Raw genomic sequence first — 23,586 nt, forward strand, 5'->3', positions numbered from 1 at the left:
GAATTTGCCTGGCGGCCGTAGCGCGGTGGTCCCACCTGACCCCATGCCGAACTCAGAAGTGAAACGCCGTAGCGCCGATGGTAGTGTGGGGTCTCCCCATGCGAGAGTAGGGAACTGCCAGGCATCAGATAAAGCAGAAGGCCATCCGGAAGGATGGCCTTTTTGCGTTGCTGGTGCGGAATAAATGCCGGATGCGACGCTGGCGCGTCTTATCCGTCCTACGCAGAGTTACGGTAGGGGGCAACAGCGCATTATTCCTCTACATACGCCAGATTCAGCAACGGATACGGCTTTCCCAATTTGCCCACTTCCATACGTGTCCTCCTTACCAGAAATTTATCCTTAAGCTCCTCAATAACCGTTCCCCTGCTAACTAAATTCACTGTTAAGGTTGCATAATCACATGTAACAAATGTATAACACTTGAATTACTAAAAAATAAACAACAGCAACCAACAAAGCATCGGATTATGGCAGGAGAAATAGTGGCATGGCAGAAAGCACTGTAACAGCAGACGGCAAACTGACAAGTAGTGATACTCGTCGCCGCATCTGGGCAATTGTAGGGGCCTCTTCAGGCAACCTGGTCGAATGGTTTGATTTTTACGTCTACTCGTTTTGTTCCCTCTACTTCGCCCACATCTTCTTCCCTTCTGGTAACACTACCACTCAACTACTGCAAACAGCCGGTGTTTTTGCTGCGGGATTCCTGATGCGCCCAATAGGCGGTTGGCTATTTGGCCGCATAGCCGATAAACATGGCCGCAAGAAATCGATGCTGTTATCAGTATGTATGATGTGTTTCGGCTCTCTGGTTATCGCATGTCTGCCAGGCTATGAAACTATTGGCACCTGGGCTCCGGCATTGTTACTTCTCGCGCGTTTATTCCAGGGATTATCTGTAGGTGGAGAATATGGCACCAGCGCCACCTATATGAGTGAAGTCGCAGTAGAAGGTCGTAAAGGTTTTTATGCCTCATTTCAGTATGTCACGTTAATCGGCGGACAACTGTTGGCACTACTGGTTGTCGTGGTTTTACAACACACCATGGAAGACGCTGCACTCAGAGAGTGGGGATGGCGCATTCCCTTTGCGTTAGGAGCGGTGTTAGCCGTTGTGGCTTTGTGGTTACGCCGTCAATTGGATGAAACTTCACAACAAGAAACACGCGCTTTAAAAGAAGCTGGATCTCTGAAAGGATTATGGCGCAATCGCCGTGCATTCATCATGGTTCTCGGTTTTACTGCTGCGGGCTCCCTTTGTTTCTATACCTTCACCACTTACATGCAGAAGTATCTGGTAAATACTGCGGGAATGCACGCCAATGTAGCAAGCGGCATTATGACAGCCGCACTGTTTGTATTTATGCTCATCCAGCCACTCATTGGTGCGCTGTCGGATAAGATTGGTCGCCGTACCTCAATGTTATGTTTCGGTTCTCTGGCAGCCATTTTTACAGTTCCTATTCTCTCAGCATTGCAAAACGTTTCCTCGCCTTATGCCGCTTTTGGTCTGGTGATGTGTGCCCTGCTGATAGTGAGTTTTTATACATCAATCAGTGGAATACTGAAGGCTGAGATGTTCCCGGCACAGGTTCGCGCATTAGGCGTTGGTCTGTCATATGCGGTCGCTAATGCTATATTTGGTGGTTCGGCGGAGTACGTAGCGTTGTCGCTGAAATCAATAGGAATGGAAACAGCCTTCTTCTGGTATGTGACCTTGATGGCCGTGGTGGCGTTTCTGGTTTCTTTGATGCTACATCGCAAAGGGAAGGGGATGCGTCTTTAGTGACGGGTCAGTTGCCAGACGGTATAGCCGGTGCTTGCACCGGCAACATCCCAGGCCAAATCCTTCCAGCTCCAGCCGCTCCCTTCGGGGCGGCTATCCCAAAGCTCTTTTGACGCCCCCAGACTGACAGAGAACATCAATCCAAACATGGCACTGCGATCCCGGCTCATCCCCTGATGCTGTGAATATTCATTTCCGGCGGCGGAAAGCATCGCCGAGGCGATAAAGTGTTGAGCTTTATCCTGCCCGCTCCAGCTATCGTTAGCCATATGGCTGCATCCAGAAAGTAACAATAGCGAGCAGACAAAAAGAATACGCAAAACGTGGCCTCCAAAAAACAAACCCCGTACAGGACGGGGTTGTGATTACAGGATGCGGCTAATTAATCGGTCGATGCGGATACGGCGCAAACGACGGATGAGTTTACGAACCTTCACCGGATAATCGGCAATACTTTGCAGATCGCGATAGTGCTTAACGATGGTGGTATGCTCGCGGATCAGCTCCAGTTCTTTCTCTCGCTGTGGTGCAAGCTCCAGTTGCGGATCGTGGATCAAAATGGCGTTTTCCAGATCCAGACGCCAGGCGCGCGGGTTCAGGTTATTACCGGTGATCAACATCCACTTATCATCAACCCACATCCCTTTCAGGTGATAGGTGTTGTCGTCATCTTTCCATAACCGAACCACTAACTGGTCAGTGTTGACGTAATACTGTAAACGGCTCAGGAAACGACGCAGATTGATCTCATAGAGATAAGGCAATGCGCCAATTATCTTGAAAGGTTCATCTTCCGGAATGTAGAAGTCATTCGCGGTTTTATCACCAACAATAATTTCGATCTTTTTCCCTTCGCGCAGCAACTGGATGATATTGCGCACCAGGATTGCTGGCAGGTTGAAGTATGGCGTACAGATGGTTAGTTTCTGCTCGGCACAAGGCATAAGATGGAAAATGGTCTTGTTCAACAGACTCGATTTCCCCAGACCTACCAACGGCGTTACGGAAAGCTGATCGTTGTCGGCATCGCCCTGGAAATGATAAGCGGCATCACGCAGCTCCTGGCGGAACAGACGAATATCGTTCTTGATTTCCGGGCTTTTTGGCCGATTAACATCATCCAGACGATTAACGCCGCGGCCATTCATAATATTCTGTGTAACCCATTCAAACATAATGTCTGACATCTTACGGTTACGGATAAGATGATAACGGTCGTAGCGATATTTATCGTGCTGATGCAGGTAAACATCGTTCAGGCTGGCACCGCTATAAAGTACGCTATCGTCGATGATAAAGCCTTTAAAGTGCAGAACACCAAGGGCTTCACGGGTATTGATTGGAACGCCATAAACCGGAACATCTACGCCCGGATTTTCCTGCGCCATGCGGCAGTACCAGTCAGCGTTAGTGTTAGATGCCGCAGCGCCAATGCGTCCACGTTGTGCACGATGCCAGTCGACCAGCACCCGCACATCCAGTTCCGGACGCTGCCTTTTAGCCTCATACAACGCGTTCAGAATGCCTTTGCCACCGTCATCCTGTTCGAGATACAGGGCGACAATGCAAATGCGCTGCTTCGCGCTGGCTATTTTTTCCAGCAGCGTCTCCCGGAAGTCGGCGGGAGCGTAAAAGAAATCGACATCATCAACTGATTGAGAAATCTTGGGTAGTTGGGCAAGGTGTTGTTGATGTTTATTACGCTTAAATTTTGACAACATCACAGTGCATTTCTTCTCTGTTCATTGAAGGGTCCTCTGTGCAATGCAGACGACATAAGCGGGCAATAATAACACCAGTCCCGATTAAGTGGTCAACATTTCCAGTACCTTACTCATGATTCCTCGCGCTGGGCAAGATTTAGCGTAAGCCCAACGATCCCCTCTTCGAGCTGGATATCAACGTTAAACCCGAGCTTGCGGGCCAGCGCCACCATGCCACGATTGTTTGGCATCGTAATACCATTCAGACGTTGCAGTCCGTGATCTCGCGTATAGGTAATCAACTTTTCCATTAAGCGTCGACCTAAGCCTAACCCTTTGAGATCCGAGCGAACCAGCACGGCAAATTCGGCATCGATGTTATCAGGGTCGGAGATCGCACGCGTGACGCCAAGGATCTCTTCCGTTTGATCAATACGTCGTACCGCCACAAAAGCCATTTCCCGATCGTAGTCGATCTGCGTCATGTTGGCTAAATCTTCATGGGTAAATTCGTTGATCTCGCTAAAGTAGCGGTAATAAAGATCTTCTTTGGTGACTCGCGAAATGAATTGCTGAAGCTGTGGCTCATCTTCTGGCAAAATCGGGCGGAACAAGCAGCGTTCACCGTTTTTCAATTCTACCCATTCTTCCAGCTGATGCGGATAAGGGCGCACAGCCAGCCGGCTCTCGTTATCACCTTCAAACGGCGCGATATCCAGCGTGACATCCAGCGCGGTAAATTCACTGCCAGAAGCCAGCAAAGGATGAATATCCAGACGCTGAATTTCCGGGCAATCGACAATCAAGTTGGAAACCTGCACCAGAAGCTGGCTCAAGCCTGCAACATCCAATGGGCGTAGCGCACTGCGCGCACGAATCTTTTTACTTTTGATCCCCTGAATAACCAGATAGCGGGCCAGGTTCATGTTCAGCGGCGGCAGTGCGACGACGGCTTGATCTTCAGGACGCCACTCCACACCTCCCTCACCCAGCATGATCAACGGCCCGAAAACCGGATCGTGTTCAACCACAACCCGCAACTCCTGAGCGCCAGCACGGTTAGCCATACTTTGCACCAACAGGCCGTGGATCCGCGCCTGCGGCCAGGCCATTTTTACGCGATCGAAAATAGCGTTTGCCGCTTGCTGGACTTCATTAGCTGTACGCAGGTAGAGCATGACGCCCTGAACTTCCGATTTATGTGGAATATCCGGCGAACGCAATTTCAGCGCCACCGGATAACCAATCTGTTCGGCAATATGCACCGCTTCGGTGCTATCGCTGGCAATCCAGGTGGGGAGCGTGTTCATGCCATACGCTTGCAGGATGGGCTGAACTTCATGGGTATCGAGCGACGTAGCCCCTTCGGCAATCGCCTGTTGCAACAGAAGATGCGCTTCTGCGGTATTGGAGGTCAGATTGCTGGGCAACGCCGGCGTTTCGCGTAGTTGCTTCTGATTACGTCGGTACTCCACCATATGCATAAAAGCAGTGATGGTTCCTTCCGGCGTGCGATAGGTCGGCAGCCCGGCTTCACTGAATAATCGTCGTGCCTCTTGAGAGGAGTGCTCGCCGCACCAGTTCGTCAGCAGAGAAACATACTTGCTGCGGGGATGATGCTTTACCGCTTCAATTAATGCTTGCGCACTTTCTGTTGCGGGAGCAGCGGCGCTGGGCGAATGAATAACCATCAGCGCGTCAAAATCCTGGCTGTGGAGCAGAATATCCAGCGTTTTAGTATAGTGCTCACTGCTGGCGTCATCGCGTAGATCGAGCGGGTTAGAGATTGCCACATGTTCTGGCAGTGCATCGCGCAGTTTCTGGCAGGTTTCTTCGCTTAGCGTTGCCAGCTTGCCATTGCGTGACCATAAGGCATCCAGCGCCAGCGCGGCAGGCGCAGCACCGTTGCTGATAATCATCAGCCGGTCGCCACGCAGCGGGCGCATATGGCTGAGGGTTTCCACCGCCGAAAACAGCTCGTGAGTATCCTGTACCCGCAACAAACCGGCACGCTGAATAGCCGCATCCCACGCCGGATCCATTCCTGCCGTGGTATTCAACAGATGTTGAGCCGCCGGGCTACGTCCGCTTTTAATCACCAGAATCGGTTTATTGCGAGAGGCACTACGGGCCGCCGAAACAAAGCGTCGCGCGTCGCTTAACTGTTCGAGATAGAGCAGGATGGCGCTGGTTTTACTGTCGCGGGCCAGATAGTCAAGCAATTCATCAACGTCGATATCCAGGCTGTCGCCGAGCGCAATAAAGTAGGAAAAGCCCATCTCACGCTGTTGCGCCCAGTCGAGGATGGTGTTGGAGACGGCAGCCGATTGCGAAATAAACGCCAGCTTGCCGCGTTTAATCGGCACGGGCGAAAAGCTGGCATTCAGACCTTGCCAGGGAGCCAGTAATCCCAGACTGTTTGGCCCGAGCAGACGCATGTTATGGCGCAGGGCGCAGGCGCGGAGATCTTCGTGTTGAGATGCTGGTGCAGAAAGAATAATGCAGGTTTTACAGCCCTTCTCGCCGAGCTCTTCCAGAAGAGCAAGATTGCGGCTGGCATTGGTACACAAAACCGCAAGGTCGGGTGTAAAGGGCAAGCTGGCAATATCCGGCCAGGCCAGCACACCCAACACCGCTTTCCAGGCTGGCGTCACCGGGAGTACCGGCCCGTTAAAGCCTCCCGCCAGCAGGTTACGCATCATCAGGTAACCTGCGCGATTGGGTTTCATCGATGCGCCAATTACCGCTATCGATTTTGGTCGCAGTAGTGCTTCCAGTCCTCGCTGACTCATACCGGTCTCCCGCAGAAGTGACCGAATGATTTTAAACGCTTTCTAACTGTTCTGCTGTGATGCTACCCAGATGTTGCGTTTTTCCTGCCAGATAGCGCGTTTTAAAACGAGTGAAATGCTCGCCTAAGCCCGTTGCTGCTTCGGTATCGCCCGCCATATCTAAAAGTGCGATGGCTACTTCGGCGGTGCAATATTGGCCTTCAGCCTGGGCTTCACGCAGGCGATAGGCAGAAAGCCGGGAAAGATCGACGGAAATGACGGGAAGATTATCCAGATACGGACTTTTACGAAACATTTTCCGAGCTTCCGGCCAGGTGCCATCGAGCATGATAAACAGCGGCGGCTTACCGGAAGGCGGCGAGAAGATGACTTCCCGTTGCTCGCCGGCATACGAGGCAGGAAAAACCACCATTGGCTGATAATCCGGGTTTTGTACCAGCTCCAGCAAATCTTGCGATGGTTCAGTGCGCGACCATTGAAACGCGACTGTATCCGGCAAGATATCAGCAATTAAACGTCCGGTATTGCTGGGCTTCATTGGCTCGGTATCGAACATCAGCAAACAAAAACGGCTTTTTGCTTCAGTTGGGGTGATTGTCGAACAGAGGCAAAGTTTCTCTGGCAAAAGGCAGCGTTGGCAACGACGAACGCGATTACCACGGGCAAGAAAAGGACGCGTTGCGCGTGCAATACGTTCGGCGCGTAACTGGAGAACAGCGTTTTCGGTCATGAGAGAGGGCGTCGAAAAACCGCCATTGTCGCAGAGGAGAAAACGGGGCACAAGATGCGCCCCGGTAAGATTAAAGAGATTCGTTCAACCAGCTATCGAACGGTGCTTTCGGCACTGCGCCGTTGAGCATGTCAACAACCTGACCATTTTTGAAAATCATAATCGTCGGAATGCTACGAATACCAAAGCGGCTGCTTAATTCACGTTCAGCTTCGGTATTCACTTTTACAAAACGCACTTTACCGCTACGCTCTTGCGCAACATCTTCAAAAATCGGCGCGAAGTTACGGCAGGGGCCGCACCACGGTGCCCAGAAGTCGATCACTACAGGCAGATCGTCTTTCAGCAATTTGTCGAGTGTTTCACCGGTCGCATTAATCACCTCTCCGTCAAACAGGTCGTGACCGCAGCGTCCGCATTTTGCCGCATCTTCGATCCGATCGTCGGGAATGCGATTGATGGCCTGACAATGGGTACAAACGGTATTCATAACTAACCTCGGGATGAGTAAGGAGACTTATCGGCAATGACGCCGGTATGTTTCTAATATGTTACATATTATCAAAGGCAATGTTCCAGACAACAATCTGTTTTATTCAATAGGTATGATAGTCGCAGGCTTTGGTACGAAATCATGGCGAACCGCGCGCACTTCGGGTAATCTGCGCGCTTCGCGCAGCGCTGGTGGAGAAAAGCATGAACGATGAAATGAAAGGTAAAAGCGGCAAGGTCAAAGTGATGTATGTCCGCAGTGATGATGATTCTGATAAACGTACCCATAACCCGCGAACCGGGAAAGGGGGCGGGCGTCCAGGAAAATCTCGTGCCGACGGTGGCCGTCGCCCCGCCCGCGATGACAAACAGAGTCAGCCCCGTGACCGCAAGTGGGAAGATTCGCCGTGGCGCACGGTTTCCCGCGCGCCGGGTGATGAGACGCCGGAAAAGGCCGATCACGGTGGCATCAGTGGTAAAAGTTTTATTGATCCAGAAGTGTTGCGTCGTCAGCGTGCGGAAGAAACCCGCGTTTACGGCGAAAATGCATGTCAGGCACTGTTCCAGAGCCGTCCGGAAGCGATTGTTCGCGCCTGGTTTATCCAGAGCGTAACGCCGCGTTTTAAAGAAGCCTTGCGCTGGATGGCAGCAAACCGCAAAGCGTACCATGTAGTGGATGAAGCGGAACTGACAAAAGCGTCAGGCACGGAACATCACGGCGGCGTTTGCTTCCTGATTAAAAAGCGTAACGGCACAACCGTACAGCAGTGGGTAAGCCAGGCCGGCGCGCAGGATTGTGTACTGGCGCTGGAAAACGAATCTAACCCGCATAACCTGGGTGGCATGATGCGTAGCTGCGCGCACTTTGGCGTGAAAGGCGTTGTGGTGCAGGATGCGGCGTTGCTGGAATCGGGTGCGGCAATCCGTACCGCAGAAGGCGGCGCAGAGCACGTTCAGCCGATTACCGGCGACAACATTGTTAATGTGCTGGATGATTTCCGTCAGGCGGGTTACACCGTAGTGACCACTTCCAGCGAGCAGGGTAAACCGCTGTTCAAAACCAGTCTGCCAGAGAAAATGGTGCTGGTGCTGGGCCAGGAATATGAAGGGCTACCGGATGCCGCACGCGATCCGAACGATTTGCGCGTGAAGATTGATGGTACTGGCAACGTTGCTGGTCTGAATATCTCTGTCGCAACTGGCGTGCTGCTTGGCGAATGGTGGCGTCAGAACAAAGCCTGATAAATCAGCCGGATGGCAACGATGTCATCCGGCATTTTCCCGCAAATTTACTCACTCTCTGCCGGTAACACTGGCATCCAGTCAATCGGTTTTTCGCCACGTTGTTCCAGCCACTGATTTGCCAGCACAAAATGGTTGCAGCCAAAGAATCCACGATGCGCCGAAAGCGGCGACGGATGCGGCGCTTTCAGCACGTGATGGCGTTGCTTATCTATAATCGCCCCTTTCTTTTGCGCATGTGATCCCCATAACAAAAACACCACGCCTTCACGATGCTGATTAATCAGGCTGATGACTTTATCAGTAAACGTTTCCCAGCCGAGGCTGGCGTGGGAATGTGCCTGGCCTGCGCGTACCGTCAATACGGTGTTGAGCAGGAGAACCCCCTGACGTGCCCAGCTTTCAAGATAGCCATGTGTCGGGCGAGTAAAGCCTGGAAGGGTATTTTCCAGTTCTTTATACATATTCAGTAGAGAAGGCGGTATAGCAATGCCTGGGCGAACGGAAAATGCCAGACCGTGCGCTTGTCCGGGGCCGTGGTAAGGATCCTGACCGAGGATCACCACTTTGACATCGCCCAGTTCAGTAAAGCGAAAGGCGTTAAAAACATCTTTTTGTGGTGGGTAGATGGTTATCCCGGACTGCCGCTCGCTGGCAACGGTCTGGAGGGTGTTAAGAAAATAGGGTTGCTGCTTTTCTTCAGCCAGCACGTCATGCCAGGTTAATTGGTTAGTCATCTCGCTCTCCTGCGGATCTTCAATCCGCCTAGCTTAACTGCTTCTTTCTACAGAACAAAATCAAGCTCATTTTTTAGCCATAAACGAGTGCAAAAAAGTGTAAATTGGTAAAATCTCACGCTCGCATAAGTTGATGTAAAACAATAAAATCCATTTCAGACCACATTTGATGTTTGGTTTTTGTTGATTTAAATCAAAGAATCAAGGGTGTTTGAGGAGTATATATACACTCAAGCAACAATGGTTTTACCAATTGGCCGCGACAGGCTAATCAAATCAAATAATTTGCCGGGGAGGCATCACATGATTACAGGTATCCAGATTACTAAAGCCGCTAATGACGATCTGCTGAACTCTTTCTGGCTGCTGGACAGCGAAAAAGGCGAAGCGCGTTGCATCGTTGCGAAAGCAGGTTTTGCAGAAGACGAAGTGGTTGCAGTAAGCAAACTGGGTGACATTGAATACCGTGAAGTTCCAGTAGAAGTTAAACCAGAAGTTCGCGTTGAAGGTGGTCAGCACCTGAACGTAAACGTTCTGCGTCGTGAAACTCTGGAAGATGCAGTTAAGCATCCGGAAAAATATCCGCAGCTGACTATCCGTGTATCTGGTTATGCAGTTCGCTTCAACTCTCTGACTCCGGAACAGCAGCGCGACGTTATCGCTCGTACCTTTACTGAAAGCCTGTAAGGCTTAAGTAGCAAGTTATTAAGCGGAAGAGGGTGACCTCTTCCGCTTTTCTTTTGTCTTTCAATAGAAAATGCGTACCGCACAATAGACCAGCAACAGCGCCAGCACGATATTCAACTGACGGCCATAGCGGTTAAACAATCGCTGAAACAGATGTCCCGCCAGCGCCCAACACACATTGCCAAACGTCCCAATCATCGCCAGCAAAACGCTGACGCCAACTACCCAGCTTAACGCCTGTGTTTGCGGCAGAACAAACGTCGACAGTGCCGTAATGCCGTACAAAATAATTTTGACGTTCACAAACTGCAAAGCAAAGCTGGCCCAAAAACTGATCGGTTTTGCCTGAAGTCCGTCTTCTTTTGTTGGACTGGTAGCGATTTTCCACGCCAGCCAGACAATATATGCCGCCCCCGCCCAACTCAACAAATGCACTGCTGCCGGATCGATAACAGCCAGTGAAAACGAAATGCCCGCACACAGCAACATGACGATTAAAAATCCCAGACTCATCCCTGCCAGCACGCGGGTACTCTGACGAAATCCGTGCGTTGTGGCTGAACTCAGAGCAAGAATATTGTTCGGTCCAGGCGTGAGGGCAGTAATCAGGGTGTAGGTCCAGAAAGCACTTAATAGGGTCGGTGTCACTTGTTATCTCCTTTGTTTTGATAGACAGTACCCGACATGAAATATTTAAAAAAATGAATGTTTTTACATTCTAAATTCGACAATATCGATAGGTTTGGGTTTATGGATCTGCGCCGTTTTATTACGCTTAAAACCGTGGTGGAAGAGGGTTCCTTTTTGCGAGCTTCGCAAAAATTGTGCTGCACACAATCGACGGTGACTTTTCATATTCAGCAGCTTGAGCAGGAGTTCTCGGTACAGTTATTTGAGAAAATTGGCCGACGGATGTGCCTCACTCGCGAAGGTAAAAAGCTGCTGCCGCACATCTATGAACTTACCAGAGTGATGGATACCCTTCGTGAGGCTGCCAAAAAAGAGTCGGATCCGGACGGGGAACTACGCGTTGTTTCGGGCGAAACGTTGCTCTCTTACCGAATGCCGCAGGTGTTGCAGCGTTTTCGGCAACGCGCACCAAAAGTGCGTTTATCGTTGCAGTCGCTGAACTGTTACGTGATCCGTGATGCGCTACTGAATGATGAGGCAGATGTCGGGGTTTTTTATCGCGTAGGGAATGATGATGCTCTGAACCGACGAGAGTTAGGTGAACAATCGCTGGTGCTGGTGGCTTCGCCGCATATTGAAGATGTCGATTTTACTGAGCCGGGAAGACATAACGCCTGTAGCTTTATTATTAACGAACCGCAATGCGTCTTCCGCCAGATATTTGAAAGCACGCTGCGTCAGCGACGGATTACGGTGGAACACACCATTGAGCTTATAAGCATTGAAAGTATCAAGCGATGTGTCGCGGCAAACATTGGAGTCAGCTACTTACCGCGATTTGCGGTAGCAAAAGAGCTGGAGTGCGGAGAATTAATTGAATTGCCCTTCGGCGAACCGTCGCAGACCATTACGGCAATGTGCGCTCACCATGCCGGAAAAGCGGTTAGCCCGGCGATGCACACTTTTATTCAGTGTGTTGAAGAGTGTTTTTTGCCGGAATAAAAAAAAGCCGGGCTTAACCCGGCATTATGATTACTCTTCTGTCGTTTGCGGCGGCACGCCCGTTCCGCTTGGTTTGCGGCGCTTACCAATATTTTTGGTATCGCGATGGCGTTTTTTCACCCGTGGCTTCTCTTTCTCTTTAGCCTTTTTCTTCTCGGCGCGTTTTGCCAACACTTTTTTCGATGGCTTGCCGGTCTGTTTCTCGCTTGGTGCACGGGTCTTCGGTCGTAACTCATCAATTACGCGTGCTTTAATCGGCTCTTCAATATAACGACCGACCTTACCCAGCAGCAGATGGTCATGAGCTTCAACCAGCGAGATAGCGATACCTTTACGACCAGCGCGAGCGGTACGCCCGATACGGTGCAAATAAGTATCGCCACTGCGCGGCATATCGAAGTTAAAGACGTGGCTGACATCCGGAATGTCGATACCGCGCGCGGCAACATCGGTTGCAACCAGCACGTTAACACGACCTTCGGTCAGGCGTTTGATCGCTTCGTTACGCTTGCCTTGTACCATCTCACCTTCGAGATAGCAGTTGTTGATGCCCGCTTCGCGCAGCCAGTTTGCCAGCTCATGCACACGCTCACGCTTACGCACAAACACAATTGAGCGGGTCGCTTCTGGTTGTTTTAACAGATGCACCAGCAACGCGGTTTTATGCTCAAGGTCATCGGCACGGTAATACCACTGATGAATTTTTTTGCGCTCACGAGTGGACGGATTCGCAGAAACCTCCACTGGATCTTCCAGTAGACGCTCAGCAAAATCCTGAATGGCATCGCCTTCCAGCGTTGCTGAGAAGAGCAGGGTTTGTTTACGCCAGCGAGTTTCGCCAGCAATATGTTCGATATCCTGGGCGAAGCCCATATCCAGCATACGGTCTGCTTCGTCGAGGATCAGTGTTTCAACCGCGCGGCAATCAAAGTTCTCTTCTTTTATATACTGCAGCAGACGACCGGTTGTGGCGACCACGATGTCCTGGTTTTCGCTGAACACTTCTGCGTGGTTCATATAAGCCACGCCACCAGTGATGGTGGCGATATCCAGATGCGTATGTTTCGCCAGTTCGCGGGCATGATCGGCCACCTGCATCGCCAGTTCGCGAGTTGGGGTGAGGATCAAAATACGCGGCGGACCGGATTTCTTACGCGGGAAATCGAGCAGGTGCTGCAACGCTGGCAGCAGATACGCCGCCGTTTTACCGGTGCCTGTCGGCGCAGAACCGAGTACATCACGGCCATCGAGCGCAGGCGGAATGGCGGCAGCCTGAATGGCGGTCGGGCGAGTGAAACCTTTATCCTGGAGTGCTTCCAGCAGGCTTTCGTCGAGTTCAAGTTCGGAAAAAGTCGTTACAGTCATGTTCTACCTCTGTGTGGGGCGCTGATTATAGACGTTACGGCTGCAATCTTCATCTGTTTGTATGGATATCGCTTCTCAGGTATTGTTCTTACCCGGTGCTATCGCCGTTTTTCCAGCAAGGTTTTATTTTCATGTCACAGTCTACATCCGTGCTTCGTCGTAATGGATTTACTTTTAAACAGTTTTTTGTCGCACACGATCGCTGTGCAATGAAAGTGGGAACGGATGGAATTTTGCTGGGCGCATGGGCTCCTGTGGCTGGGGTAAAACGCTGCCTTGATATCGGTAGCGGTAGCGGGTTATTGGCTTTGATGCTGGCGCAGCGCACCGATGATGGCGTGATAATCGATGCGGTTGAAATTGAAAACGAAGCGGCTGCCCAGGCGCAGAAAAATATCGCGCAGTCCCCGTGGGCAGAGCGGATTAACGTCCATACGGGGGATATTCAGCAGTGGCTTACCCAGCAGACAACGCGCTTTGATTTAATCATCAGTAACCCGCCGTATTATCAGCAGGGAGTAGAGTGCGCAACACCACAGCGGGAGCAGGCGCGCTATACCACTACGCTTGATCACCAGACGTTGCTCACTTGCGCGGCAGAATGCATTACCGAAGAGGGATTTTTCTGCGTGGTGCTGCCAGAACAGATCGGTAATGGTTTTACTGAACTGGCGTTAAATATGGGCTGGCATTTACGTTTACGGACGGATGTGGCGGAAAACGAAGCGCGACTGCCGCATCGGGTGCTGCTGGCATTCTCCCCACAGGCGGGGGAGTGTTTTAGCGATCGCTTAGTGATTCGTGGGCCAGACCAGAACTATTCCGAAGCGTATACGGCGCTGACCCAGGCTTTTTATCTGTTTATGTAATGATTGCCGGGGGTGAGAATCGATGGACCGGAATGCGTGAGTAGCTCCGGGTAATCCAGCGTGTAATGCAAGCCCCGACTCTCTTTGCGCATTATAGCGCAGCGAACAATCAACTCGGCAACCTGCACCAGATTACGCAGCTCCAGCAAATTATTCGACACACGGAAGTGAGCATAATATTCATCTATCTCCTGCTGCAGCATATTGATCCGCCGCAGGGCGCGCTCCAGGCGCTTTGTTGTGCGTACAATGCCCACGTAATCCCACATAAACAGGCGTAACTCATGCCAGTTATGTTGAATCACCACCAGTTCATCAGGATTCTCAACGCGGCTTTCATCCCACGGCGGTAACGTACTGACGCCGCGCACATAAGGCATACGCTTTGCAATATCTTCCGCTGCCGACCAGCCGTAGACCAGACACTCCAGCAATGAGTTAGAGGCCATTCGGTTAGCGCCATGTAATCCTGTATAGCTGACTTCACCAATGGCATACAGGCCATCAACGTCGGTACGCCCATAATCATCTACCATCACGCCACCGCAGGTGTAGTGCGCAGCGGGCACTATTGGCACAGGCTCTTTCGTGAGATCAATGCCCAGCCCCAATAACTTTTCATAAATCATTGGGAAATGCTGACGAATAAAATCGGCGGGCTTATGGCTGATGTCGAGGAACATACAATCCGCGCCGAGGCGTTTCATTTCATGGTCAATGGCGCGGGCGACAATATCGCGCGGGGCCAGTTCGCCGCGCTCATCAAAATCGGGCATAAATCGTGTACCGTCCGGGCGTTTCAAATAAGCGCCTTCGCCACGTAAGGCTTCCGTTAACAGGAAATTTCGAGCCTGTGGATGATACAGTGCGGTAGGGTGGAACTGATTAAATTCAAGATTAGCAACCCGGCAACCCGCGCGCCAGGCCATGGCAATACCATCGCCGGAGGATATATCAGGATTAGTGGTATACTGATAAACTTTCGATGCGCCTCCGGTTGCCAGCACTACCGCTTTTGCGTGGCAGGTTTCTACCGCTTCTTTATTGCGATTCCACACCCATGCGCCAACAACCCGTCGCGTACCCGGCAGACCAATTTTGTCAGAAATAATCAGATCGACGGCGTTGCTGCGTTCCAGCACGCGAATATTCGGATGGTTCTGCGCCTTGCTCACTAGTGTGGTTTCTACTTCTTTACCAGTAGCGTCGGCGGCATGAAGAATACGACGGTGACTATGTCCACCTTCACGAGTCAGATGGTAGCTCTCTTCGCCATTTGGCTGAACGTGGGTATCAAACAACACCCCCTGGTCGATCAACCATTGCACGCAGGAACGCGCATTGCTGGCAACAAATTCAACAGCATGGCGATCGCAAATTCCGGCACCAGCAATTAAGGTATCTTCCACATGTGAATCGATGCTGTCAGTTTCATCAAACACGGCGGCAATTCCGCCCTGGGCGTAAAACGTCGAGCCTTCTGTAACTGGACCTTTACTTAGAACGATGACTTGATGCTTATCCGCCAGACGTAGCGCCAGTGAAAGCCCGGCGGCACCGCTACCAATAATCAACACATCACAAGAATGTTCAGGGAAAATATTCATTTTGATTGTTTAATTTACTAAACACCGTTCGGCCAGCATAGCATCATGTTGTACAATTAAACACCTGTTATTTTGATGTTTGTTGCATGGGCTAAACATGTTGATTCAGGGAGACGGGAAAAAGAGAAGTTGATCGTTGGCGGAGGATTAGGTGGTGAAATAAAAAGGCCGTTGGGTTACTCTTCAGGCAGTTAAATGGGCATTTCTACACAGATAATGCGTTATTCAGATTCTGTAGACTTATAATGATAGATAATGATCCGTCTACAGCATGACAAACAAAAACAGATGCGTTACGGAACTTTACAAAAACGAGACACTCTAACCCTTTGCTTGCTCAAATTGCAGCTAATGGAGTGGCGTTTCGATAGCGCGTGGAAATTTGGTTTGGGGAGATTTTACCTCGGATGAGCGAGCAGTTAACGGACCAGGTCCTGGTTGAGCGGGTCCAGAAGGGAGATCAGAAAGCCTTTAACTTACTGGTAGTGCGCTATCAGCATAAGGTGGCGAGTCTGGTTTCCCGCTATGTGCCGTCGGGTGATGTTCCCGATGTGGTACAAGAAGCTTTTATTAAAGCCTATCGTGCGCTGGATTCGTTCCGGGGAGATAGTGCTTTTTATACATGGCTGTATCGGATTGCTGTTAATACGGCAAAAAATTACCTGGTTGCTCAGGGGCGTCGTCCACCTTCCAGTGATGTGGATGCCATTGAAGCTGAAAACTTCGAAAGTGGCGGCGCGCTAAAAGAAATTTCGAACCCTGAGAACTTAATGTTGTCAGAAGAACTGAGACAGATAGTTTTCCGAACTATTGAGTCCCTCCCGGAAGATTTACGCATGGCAATAACCTTGCGGGAGCTGGATGGCCTGAGCTATGAAGAGATAGCCGCTATCATGGATTGTCCGGTAGGTACGGTGCGTTCACGTATCTTCCGAGCGAGGGAAGCTATTGATAATAAAGTTCAACCGCTTATCAGGCGTTGACGATAGCGGGATACTGGATAAGGGTATTAGGCATGCAGAAAGAACAACTTTCCGCTTTAATGGATGGCGAAACGCTGGATAGTGAGCTGCTTAACGAACTGGCTCACAACCCGGAAATGCAGAAAACCTGGGAAAACTATCACTTAATCCGTGACTCTATGCGGGGTGATACTCCCGAGGTGCTTCATTTCGATATCTCTTCCCGCGTGATGGCTGCCATTGAAGAAGAGCCAGTACGTCAACCGACGATATTGATCCCAGAGGCTCAGCCTGCACCGCATCAATGGCAGAAAATGCCATTTTGGCAGAAAGTACGTCCATGGGCGGCACAGCTTACCCAAATGGGCGTAGCGGCGTGCGTATCGCTTGCAGTTATCGTTGGCGTCCAGCACTATAATGGACAATCTGAAACGTCCCAGCAGCCCGAAACTCCGGTATTTAACACTCTGCCGATGATGGGTAAAGCCAGTCCGGTAAGTCTGGGAGTGCCTTCTGAAGCGACCGCGAATAATGGTCAACAGCAGCAGGTACAGGAGCAGCGTCGTCGCATTAATGCCATGTTGCAGGATTACGAACTGCAACGTCGACTCCACTCCGAACAGCTTCAGTTTGAGCAGGCACAAACACAGCAAGCCGCTGTACAGGTGCCAGGAATTCAAACTTTAGGAACGCAATCGCAGTAATGAAGCAACTTTGGTTTGCCATGTCATTAGTGACAGGTAGCCTGTTATTCTCTGCTAACGCCTCGGCCACCCCTGCGTCCGGGGCGTTATTACAGCAGATGAACCTGGCTAGTCAGTCACTGAATTACGAGCTGTCATTCATCAGCATCAATAAACAAGGTGTTGAGTCTCTGCGTTATCGACATGCACGCCTCGATAACCGTCCTCTTGCACAGTTGTTGCAAATGGATGGCCCGCGCCGGGAAGTGGTACAGCGCGGCAATGAAATCAGCTATTTTGAACCGGGTCTTGAACCGTTCACACTTAATGGCGATTACATTGTTGATTCTCTGCCATCGCTCATCTATACCGATTTCAAACGCCTTTCTCCTTACTACGACTTTATCTCCGTGGGGCGCACGCGTATTGCCGACCGCTTATGTGAGGTAATCCGCGTAGTCGCCCGTGATGGCACACGCTACAGCTACATCGTATGGATGGATACCGAATCGAAATTACCGATGCGGGTAGATCTCCTTGATCGCGATGGTGAAACGCTGGAACAATTCCGTGTGATTGCTTTCAACGTCAATCAGGATATCAGCAGCAGTATGCAGACGCTGGCGAAGGCGAACTTGCCACCGCTGCTTTCTGTACCAGTGGGGGAAAAAGCCAAATTTAACTGGGCTCCAACCTGGTTGCCACAGGGGTTTAGCGAAGTTTCCAGCAGTCGGCGTCCGCTACCGACGATGGACAACATGCCTATCGAATCACGTCTCTATTCCGACGGATTATTCAGCTTTTCGGTAAACGTTAACCGTGCTACGCCATCGAGCACCGACCAGATGTTGCGCACCGGACGCAGAACCGTTAGTACCAGCGTACGTGATAACGCCGAAATCACCATTGTTGGTGAACTGCCACCGCAAACGGCGAAGCGCATTGCCGAGAATATTAAGTTTGGGGCAGGGCAATGATTAAAGAGTGGGCCACTGTCGTCTCCTGGAAAAACGGGCAGGCGCTGGTCAGTTGTGATGTCAAAGCCTCATGCAGCAGCTGCGCTTCCCGTGCTGGTTGCGGTAGCCGCGTGTTGAATAAACTTGGCCCGCAAACCACACATACCATCGTCGTACCCTGTGATGAACCGTTAGTGCCGGGGCAAAAAGTGGAATTGGGAATCGCCGAAGGCAGCCTGCTCAGCTCCGCATTACTGGTTTATATGTCGCCGCTAGTGGGATTATTCCTCATCGCTTCGTTATTTCAGCTACTCTTTGCTTCAGATATTGCAGCATTATGCGGTGCGATTCTCGGCGGCGTTGGCGGATTCCTCATTGCGCGTGGATACTCACGTAAGTTTGCTGCCCGGGCAGAATGGCAACCTGTCATCTTAAGCGTGGCATTGCCACCTGGCCTTGTGCGATTTGAAACATCTTCGGAAGACGCGAGCCAGTGATTTCACTGGCTTTGTTGTATTTTGCATAACAAATGCGAGGACGTTTCCAGATACCACAATCCATACGGTATGAACATTTCCTCGCCTCAATGTTGTAGTGTAGAATGCGGCGTTTCTATTAATACAGACGTTAAGCTCAGAACAGCGACTTCTAAAAGCCTGGTTAACCGGGCATTAAGGCACAATAATCATACTTTATGAAGAATATACGTAACTTTTCGATCATAGCTCACATTGACCACGGTAAATCGACGCTGTCTGACCGTATTATCCAGATCTGCGGTGGCCTGTCTGACCGTGAAATGGAGGCACAGGTTCTCGATTCCATGGATCTTGAGCGTGAGCGTGGCATAACTATCAAAGCGCAGAGCGTGACGCTGGACTATAAAGCGTCCGATGGCGAAACCTATCAACTTAACTTTATCGACACCCCAGGTCATGTGGACTTCTCTTATGAAGTATCGCGTTCGCTGGCCGCTTGTGAAGGCGCATTGCTGGTGGTTGACGCCGGGCAGGGCGTAGAAGCACAAACCCTGGCAAACTGCTACACCGCAATGGAAATGGATCTTGAGGTAGTGCCGGTACTGAACAAGATTGACCTGCCGGCAGCCGATCCTGAACGCGTGGCGGAAGAAATTGAAGATATCGTTGGAATCGACGCCACCGACGCAGTGCGTTGCTCGGCGAAAACCGGCGTTGGTGTGCAGGACGTTCTTGAACGTCTGGTGCGCGACATCCCACCGCCGGAAGGCGATCCGGAAGGCCCGTTGCAGGCTCTGATTATCGACTCCTGGTTCGACAACTACCTGGGCGTTGTTTCACTTATCCGTATTAAAAACGGCACCCTGCGTAAGGGCGACAAAGTGAAAGTCATGAGTACCGGGCAGACTTATAACGCCGACCGTCTGGGTATTTTCACGCCGAAGCAAGTTGACCGTACAGAGCTGAAATGTGGCGAAGTAGGCTGGTTGGTATGTGCGATTAAAGATATTCACGGCGCACCAGTCGGTGACACCTTAACGCTGGCTCGTAATCCGGCAGAAAAGGCGCTGCCAGGATTTAAGAAAGTTAAACCGCAGGTTTACGCCGGTCTGTTCCCGGTAAGTTCCGACGACTATGAAGCCTTCCGCGATGCGCTGGGTAAATTGAGTCTCAACGATGCCTCTTTGTTTTACGAGCCGGAAAGCTCCACGGCGCTGGGCTTTGGTTTCCGCTGCGGCTTCCTCGGCCTGCTGCACATGGAGATTATTCAGGAACGTCTGGAACGCGAGTACGATCTTGACCTGATTACTACCGCTCCGACAGTAGTGTATGAAGTAGAAACTACGGGGAAAGAAGTTATCTACGTCGACAGCCCGTCTAAGCTGCCTGCGGTAAATAACATCTACGAACTGCGCGAGCCGATTGCAGAGTGTCACATGCTGCTGCCGCAGGCGTATCTTGGTAACGTCATTACGTTGTGCGTAGAAAAACGCGGCGTACAGACCAACATGGTTTATCACGGGAACCAGGTGGCACTGACGTATGAGATCCCGATGGCGGAAGTGGTACTCGACTTCTTCGATCGCCTGAAATCTACCTCGCGTGGTTATGCGTCTTTGGATTACAACTTCAAACGCTTCCAGGCGTCCGACATGGTGCGTGTTGACGTTTTAATCAACGGTGAACGTGTTGATGCGCTGGCGTTGATCACCCACCGTGATAATTCGCAAAACCGTGGTCGCGAGCTGGTGGAGAAGATGAAAGATCTGATCCCCCGCCAGCAGTTTGATATCGCCATTCAGGCTGCGATTGGTACGCACATCATTGCGCGTTCCACTGTGAAACAGCTGCGTAAAAACGTACTGGCTAAATGTTATGGCGGTGATATCAGCCGTAAGAAAAAGCTGCTGCAGAAGCAGAAAGAAGGTAAGAAACGCATGAAGCAGATCGGTAACGTCGAACTGCCGCAGGAAGCGTTCCTCGCCATTCTGCACGTCGGCAAAGACAACAAATAACCATTAGGAGTTGGCATGGCGAATATGTTTGCCCTGATTCTGGTGATTGCCACACTGGTGACGGGCATTTTGTGGTGCGTGGATAAATTCTTTTTCGCACCTAAACGGCGGGAACGTCAGGCAGCGGCGCAAGCGGCTGCCGGGGACTCACTGGATAAAGCAACGCTGAAAAAAGTTGCGCCGAAGCCAGGTTGGCTGGAAACCGGCGCTTCTGTATTTCCGGTGCTGGCTATCGTATTGATTGTGCGTTCGTTTATTTATGAACCGTTCCAGATCCCGTCAGGTTCGATGATGCCGACTCTGTTAATCGGTGACTTTATTCTGGTAGAGAAGTTTGCTTACGGCATAAAAGATCCTATCTACCAGAAAACGCTGATCGAAACCGGTCATCCGAAACGTGGTGATATTGTGGTCTTTAAATACCCGGAAGATCCAAAGCTTGATTACATCAAGCGTGCGGTGGGATTACCGGGCGATAAAGTCACTTACGATCCGGTAGCGAAAGAGGTGACTATTCAACCGGGATGCAGTTCCGGTCAGGCGTGTGAAAACGCGTTGCCGGTCACCTATTCCAACGTGGAGCCGAGCGATTTCGTACAGACCTTCTCACGTCGTAACGGCGGGGAAGCAACCAGCGGATTCTTTGAGGTGCCGAAAAACGAAACTAAAGAAAACGGTATTCGCCTTTCTGAACGTAAAGAGACACTAGGCGATGTAACGCATCGTATCCTGACCGTGCCGATTGCGCAGGATCAGGTGGGGATGTATTACCAGCAACCAGGACAACAACTGGCAACCTGGATTGTTCCGCCAGGGCAATACTTCATGATGGGTGATAATCGCGATAACAGCGCGGACAGCCGTTACTGGGGCTTTGTGCCGGAAGCGAATCTGGTCGGTCGGGCAACGGCTATCTGGATGAGTTTCGATAAGCAAGAAGGTGAATGGCCGACAGGCGTGCGCTTAAGTCGCATTGGTGGCATTCACTAATTGCTGTTATCCGTTCACGTTGTCGCCGTTATGGCGACAACGTGAATTATTTATGAGATAAATCTCCCGTGGCTAACGACATCCCCCGTCGTTGTGTATAGAATATTCCCCCGAAGTTTAAGGTTGGCACCTCCAGGTCGCCACGGCACACGAAACAGCGTTGGTCCCCATATACAGGTCAACTGAAACTGCTGCAAAGCTGTTAGCAGAACCCTGCATATCAGGTCTGTTTCGTGTGCTGAATTGTTGACGCATTTATTTATTGGTATCGCATGAACCCCATCGTAATTAATCGGCTTCAACGGAAGCTGGGCTACACTTTTAATCATCAGGAGCTGTTGCAGCAGGCATTAACCCATCGTAGTGCCAGCAGCAAACATAACGAGCGTTTAGAATTTTTAGGCGACTCTATTTTGAGCTACGTTATCGCCAATGCGCTGTATCACCGTTTCCCTCGTGTGGATGAAGGGGATATGAGCCGGATGCGCGCCACGCTGGTCCGTGGCAATACGCTGGCAGAACTGGCGCGTGAATTTGAGTTAGGTGAGTGCTTACGTTTAGGGCCGGGTGAACTTAAAAGCGGTGGATTTCGTCGCGAGTCGATTCTTGCTGACACCGTCGAAGCATTAATTGGCGGCGTATTCCTCGACAGCGATATTCAGACCGTCGAGAAATTAATCCTTAACTGGTATCAAACCCGTCTGGACGAAATTAGCCCAGGCGATAAACAAAAAGATCCGAAAACGCGCTTGCAAGAATATTTGCAGGGGCGCCATCTGCCTCTGCCAACTTATCTGGTAGTTCAGGTACGTGGCGAAGCGCACGATCAGGAATTTACTATCCACTGCCAGGTTAGCGGCCTGAGCGAACCGGTGGTTGGCACAGGTTCAAGCCGCCGTAAGGCTGAACAGGCTGCCGCCGAACAGGCGTTGAAAAAACTGGAGCTGGAATGAGCATCGATAAAAGTTACTGCGGATTTATTGCCATCGTCGGACGCCCGAACGTTGGCAAATCCACCCTGCTGAACAAACTGTTGGGGCAGAAAATCTCCATCACTTCCCGCAAAGCGCAGACAACCCGTCACCGCATTGTGGGTATCCATACTGAAGGCGCGTATCAGGCGATCTACGTCGATACCCCAGGTCTGCATATGGAAGAAAAACGCGCCATTAACCGCCTGATGAACAAAGCGGCGAGCAGCTCCATTGGCGACGTTGAGCTGGTGATTTTTGTCGTTGAAGGCACCCGCTGGACGCCGGACGATGAAATGGTGCTCAACAAGCTGCGTGATGGCAAAGCGCCGGTGATCCTCGCGGTGAACAAAGTGGACAACGTGCAGGAGAAAGCCGATCTTCTGCCGCATCTGCAGTTCCTGGCAAGCCAGATGAATTTCCTCGATATCGTGCCGATCTCTGCTGAAACCGGGCTGAATGTCGACACTATTGCGGCAATCGTGCGTAAGCATCTGCCTGAAGCGACCCATCACTTCCCGGAAGATTACATCACCGATCGCTCACAGCGTTTTATGGCGTCTGAAATCATCCGCGAAAAACTGATGCGTTTCCTCGGTGCAGAACTGCCGTACTCCGTGACCGTGGAAATCGAACGTTTTGTCACCAATGAGCGCGGCGGCTATGACATCAACGGTTTGATTCTCGTTGAGCGCGAAGGGCAGAAGAAGATGGTGATTGGCAACAAAGGGGCCAAGATCAAAACCATCGGGATTGAAGCGCGTAAAGACATGCAGGAAATGTTCGAAGCGCCTGTCCACCTTGAGCTGTGGGTGAAAGTGAAATCCGGCTGGGCCGACGACGAACGTGCGCTGCGTAGTCTCGGTTACGTTGACGATCTCTAAT

At 51.1% G+C, this 23,586-nt stretch carries 22 protein-coding genes, 1 rRNA gene and 1 pseudogene; 15 read left to right on the forward strand and 9 right to left on the reverse strand.

Annotation, left to right across the window (positions count from 1 at the left end; all coding sequences use genetic code 11):
* Window positions 1–7: 7 nt before the first annotated feature.
* Both rrf and kgtP read left to right on the forward strand, forming a co-directional pair.
* Window positions 8–123, forward strand: a 5S ribosomal RNA gene (gene rrf, locus C3D30_RS06900).
* A gap of 367 nt (window positions 124–490) precedes the next feature.
* Window positions 491–1,789 carry an alpha-ketoglutarate permease gene (gene kgtP, locus C3D30_RS06910; RefSeq protein ID WP_000841089.1) on the forward strand — a complete coding sequence of 433 codons (1,299 nt, stop codon included), beginning with the start codon at window positions 491–493 and terminating at the stop codon, window positions 1,787–1,789.
* Here kgtP and C3D30_RS06915 read toward each other — a convergent pair.
* The 5 genes from C3D30_RS06915 to trxC all read right to left on the reverse strand — a co-directional run bounded on the left by C3D30_RS06915 (window position 1,786) and on the right by trxC (window position 7,504).
* Window positions 1,786–2,109 (reverse strand): YfiM family lipoprotein, encoded by a 324-nt coding sequence (locus C3D30_RS06915; RefSeq protein ID WP_001300818.1) that lies wholly within the window; start codon window positions 2,107–2,109, stop codon window positions 1,786–1,788. The two genes, kgtP and C3D30_RS06915, sit on opposite strands and share 4 nt — an antisense overlap.
* A 45-nt stretch (window positions 2,110–2,154) precedes the next feature.
* Window positions 2,155–3,510 (reverse strand): CDP-diacylglycerol--serine O-phosphatidyltransferase, encoded by a 1,356-nt coding sequence (gene pssA, locus C3D30_RS06920; RefSeq protein ID WP_001493282.1) that lies wholly within the window; start codon window positions 3,508–3,510, stop codon window positions 2,155–2,157.
* 113 nt (window positions 3,511–3,623) lie between these two features.
* Entirely contained in the window at window positions 3,624–6,284 is a 2,661-nt protein-coding gene (gene patZ, locus C3D30_RS06925) for a peptidyl-lysine N-acetyltransferase PatZ (RefSeq protein WP_105286655.1), read from the reverse strand.
* 31 nt (window positions 6,285–6,315) lie between these two features.
* The gene (tapT, locus tag C3D30_RS06930) at window positions 6,316–7,014 is read right to left on the reverse strand and encodes a tRNA-uridine aminocarboxypropyltransferase (protein WP_000138187.1); all 699 of its coding nucleotides are present in this window, start codon (window positions 7,012–7,014) and stop codon (window positions 6,316–6,318) included.
* A gap of 70 nt (window positions 7,015–7,084) precedes the next feature.
* A complete protein-coding gene (trxC, locus tag C3D30_RS06935; protein WP_001098726.1) occupies window positions 7,085–7,504 on the reverse strand; it encodes a thioredoxin TrxC in 420 nt (139 codons plus the stop codon).
* Window positions 7,505–7,710: 206 nt separating this feature from the next.
* Between trxC and C3D30_RS06945 the strand changes: the two genes are divergently transcribed.
* Complete coding sequence (locus C3D30_RS06945) at window positions 7,711–8,748, forward strand: tRNA/rRNA methyltransferase (protein ID WP_000997406.1); 1,038 nt, start codon at window positions 7,711–7,713, stop codon at window positions 8,746–8,748.
* Between the two features lie 47 nt (window positions 8,749–8,795).
* Here C3D30_RS06945 and ung read toward each other — a convergent pair whose 3' ends face one another.
* Window positions 8,796–9,485, reverse strand: coding sequence for a uracil-DNA glycosylase (gene ung, locus C3D30_RS06950; protein WP_000184514.1), 690 nt, complete (start codon window positions 9,483–9,485; stop codon window positions 8,796–8,798).
* Between the two features lie 303 nt (window positions 9,486–9,788).
* Here ung and grcA point away from each other — a divergent pair, with 303 nt between their 5' ends.
* The gene (grcA, locus tag C3D30_RS06955; RefSeq protein ID WP_000627804.1) at window positions 9,789–10,172 is read left to right on the forward strand and encodes an autonomous glycyl radical cofactor GrcA; all 384 of its coding nucleotides are present in this window, start codon (window positions 9,789–9,791) and stop codon (window positions 10,170–10,172) included.
* A 60-nt stretch (window positions 10,173–10,232) separates the two neighbouring features.
* Here the strand turns inward: grcA and eamB are convergent, their stop codons facing one another.
* On the reverse strand, window positions 10,233–10,820 hold the full coding sequence (gene eamB, locus C3D30_RS06960; protein WP_105286656.1) for a cysteine/O-acetylserine transporter: 588 nt from the start codon (window positions 10,818–10,820) through the stop codon (window positions 10,233–10,235).
* Between the two features lie 102 nt (window positions 10,821–10,922).
* Here eamB and C3D30_RS06965 point away from each other — a divergent pair.
* A pseudogene (locus tag C3D30_RS06965) lies at window positions 10,923–11,798 on the forward strand (LysR family transcriptional regulator); the annotation flags it as partial.
* A gap of 36 nt (window positions 11,799–11,834) precedes the next feature.
* Here the strand turns inward: C3D30_RS06965 and srmB are convergent.
* Window positions 11,835–13,169, reverse strand: coding sequence for an ATP-dependent RNA helicase SrmB (gene srmB, locus C3D30_RS06970; protein ID WP_000219187.1), 1,335 nt, complete (start codon window positions 13,167–13,169; stop codon window positions 11,835–11,837).
* A gap of 131 nt (window positions 13,170–13,300) precedes the next feature.
* On the opposite strand from srmB, the gene trmN reads away from it, so the two are divergent.
* Window positions 13,301–14,038 (forward strand): tRNA(1)(Val) (adenine(37)-N(6))-methyltransferase TrmN, encoded by a 738-nt coding sequence (trmN, locus tag C3D30_RS06975; RefSeq protein ID WP_010349146.1) that lies wholly within the window; start codon window positions 13,301–13,303, stop codon window positions 14,036–14,038.
* Here trmN and nadB read toward each other — a convergent pair.
* Window positions 14,023–15,645, reverse strand: a complete 1,623-nt coding sequence (nadB, locus tag C3D30_RS06980; RefSeq protein WP_001020196.1) for an L-aspartate oxidase — start codon at window positions 15,643–15,645, stop codon at window positions 14,023–14,025. The two genes, trmN and nadB, sit on opposite strands and share 16 nt — an antisense overlap.
* Before the next feature lie 255 nt (window positions 15,646–15,900).
* Between nadB and rseD the strand changes: the two genes are divergently transcribed.
* The 9 genes from rseD to era all read left to right on the forward strand — a co-directional run bounded on the left by rseD (window position 15,901) and on the right by era (window position 23,585).
* Complete coding sequence (rseD, locus tag C3D30_RS20315) at window positions 15,901–16,056, forward strand: rpoE leader peptide RseD (protein ID WP_032147913.1); 156 nt, start codon at window positions 15,901–15,903, stop codon at window positions 16,054–16,056.
* Window positions 16,053–16,628 carry an RNA polymerase sigma factor RpoE gene (gene rpoE / locus C3D30_RS06985; protein WP_001295364.1) on the forward strand — a complete coding sequence of 192 codons (576 nt, stop codon included), beginning with the start codon at window positions 16,053–16,055 and terminating at the stop codon, window positions 16,626–16,628. Before rseD ends, rpoE begins: the two co-directional genes overlap by 4 nt.
* Window positions 16,629–16,660: 32 nt before the next feature.
* Window positions 16,661–17,311 carry an anti-sigma-E factor RseA gene (rseA, locus tag C3D30_RS06990; protein WP_001168447.1) on the forward strand — a complete coding sequence of 217 codons (651 nt, stop codon included), beginning with the start codon at window positions 16,661–16,663 and terminating at the stop codon, window positions 17,309–17,311.
* Window positions 17,311–18,267, forward strand: coding sequence for a sigma-E factor regulatory protein RseB (gene rseB / locus C3D30_RS06995; protein WP_000812043.1), 957 nt, complete (start codon window positions 17,311–17,313; stop codon window positions 18,265–18,267). Before rseA ends, rseB begins: the two co-directional genes overlap by 1 nt.
* Entirely contained in the window at window positions 18,264–18,743 is a 480-nt protein-coding gene (gene rseC, locus C3D30_RS07000) for a SoxR-reducing system protein RseC (protein WP_000589062.1), read from the forward strand. The genes rseB and rseC overlap by 4 nt, the downstream gene beginning before the upstream one ends.
* A 197-nt stretch (window positions 18,744–18,940) precedes the next feature.
* Window positions 18,941–20,740, forward strand: coding sequence for a translation elongation factor 4 (gene lepA, locus C3D30_RS07005; protein ID WP_000790174.1), 1,800 nt, complete (start codon window positions 18,941–18,943; stop codon window positions 20,738–20,740).
* Between the two features lie 15 nt (window positions 20,741–20,755).
* Complete coding sequence (lepB, locus tag C3D30_RS07010; RefSeq protein ID WP_000002532.1) at window positions 20,756–21,730, forward strand: signal peptidase I; 975 nt, start codon at window positions 20,756–20,758, stop codon at window positions 21,728–21,730.
* Window positions 21,731–22,002: 272 nt separating this feature from the next.
* Window positions 22,003–22,683, forward strand: coding sequence for a ribonuclease III (gene rnc / locus C3D30_RS07020; RefSeq protein ID WP_001068343.1), 681 nt, complete (start codon window positions 22,003–22,005; stop codon window positions 22,681–22,683).
* Window positions 22,680–23,585 carry a GTPase Era gene (gene era, locus C3D30_RS07025; RefSeq protein ID WP_000020738.1) on the forward strand — a complete coding sequence of 302 codons (906 nt, stop codon included), beginning with the start codon at window positions 22,680–22,682 and terminating at the stop codon, window positions 23,583–23,585. Before rnc ends, era begins: the two co-directional genes overlap by 4 nt.
* Window position 23,586: the final 1 nt, after the last annotated feature.

It is taken from the genome of Escherichia sp. MOD1-EC5433, assembly GCF_002966005.1.
GTDB lineage: Bacteria > Pseudomonadota > Gammaproteobacteria > Enterobacterales > Enterobacteriaceae > Escherichia > Escherichia ruysiae.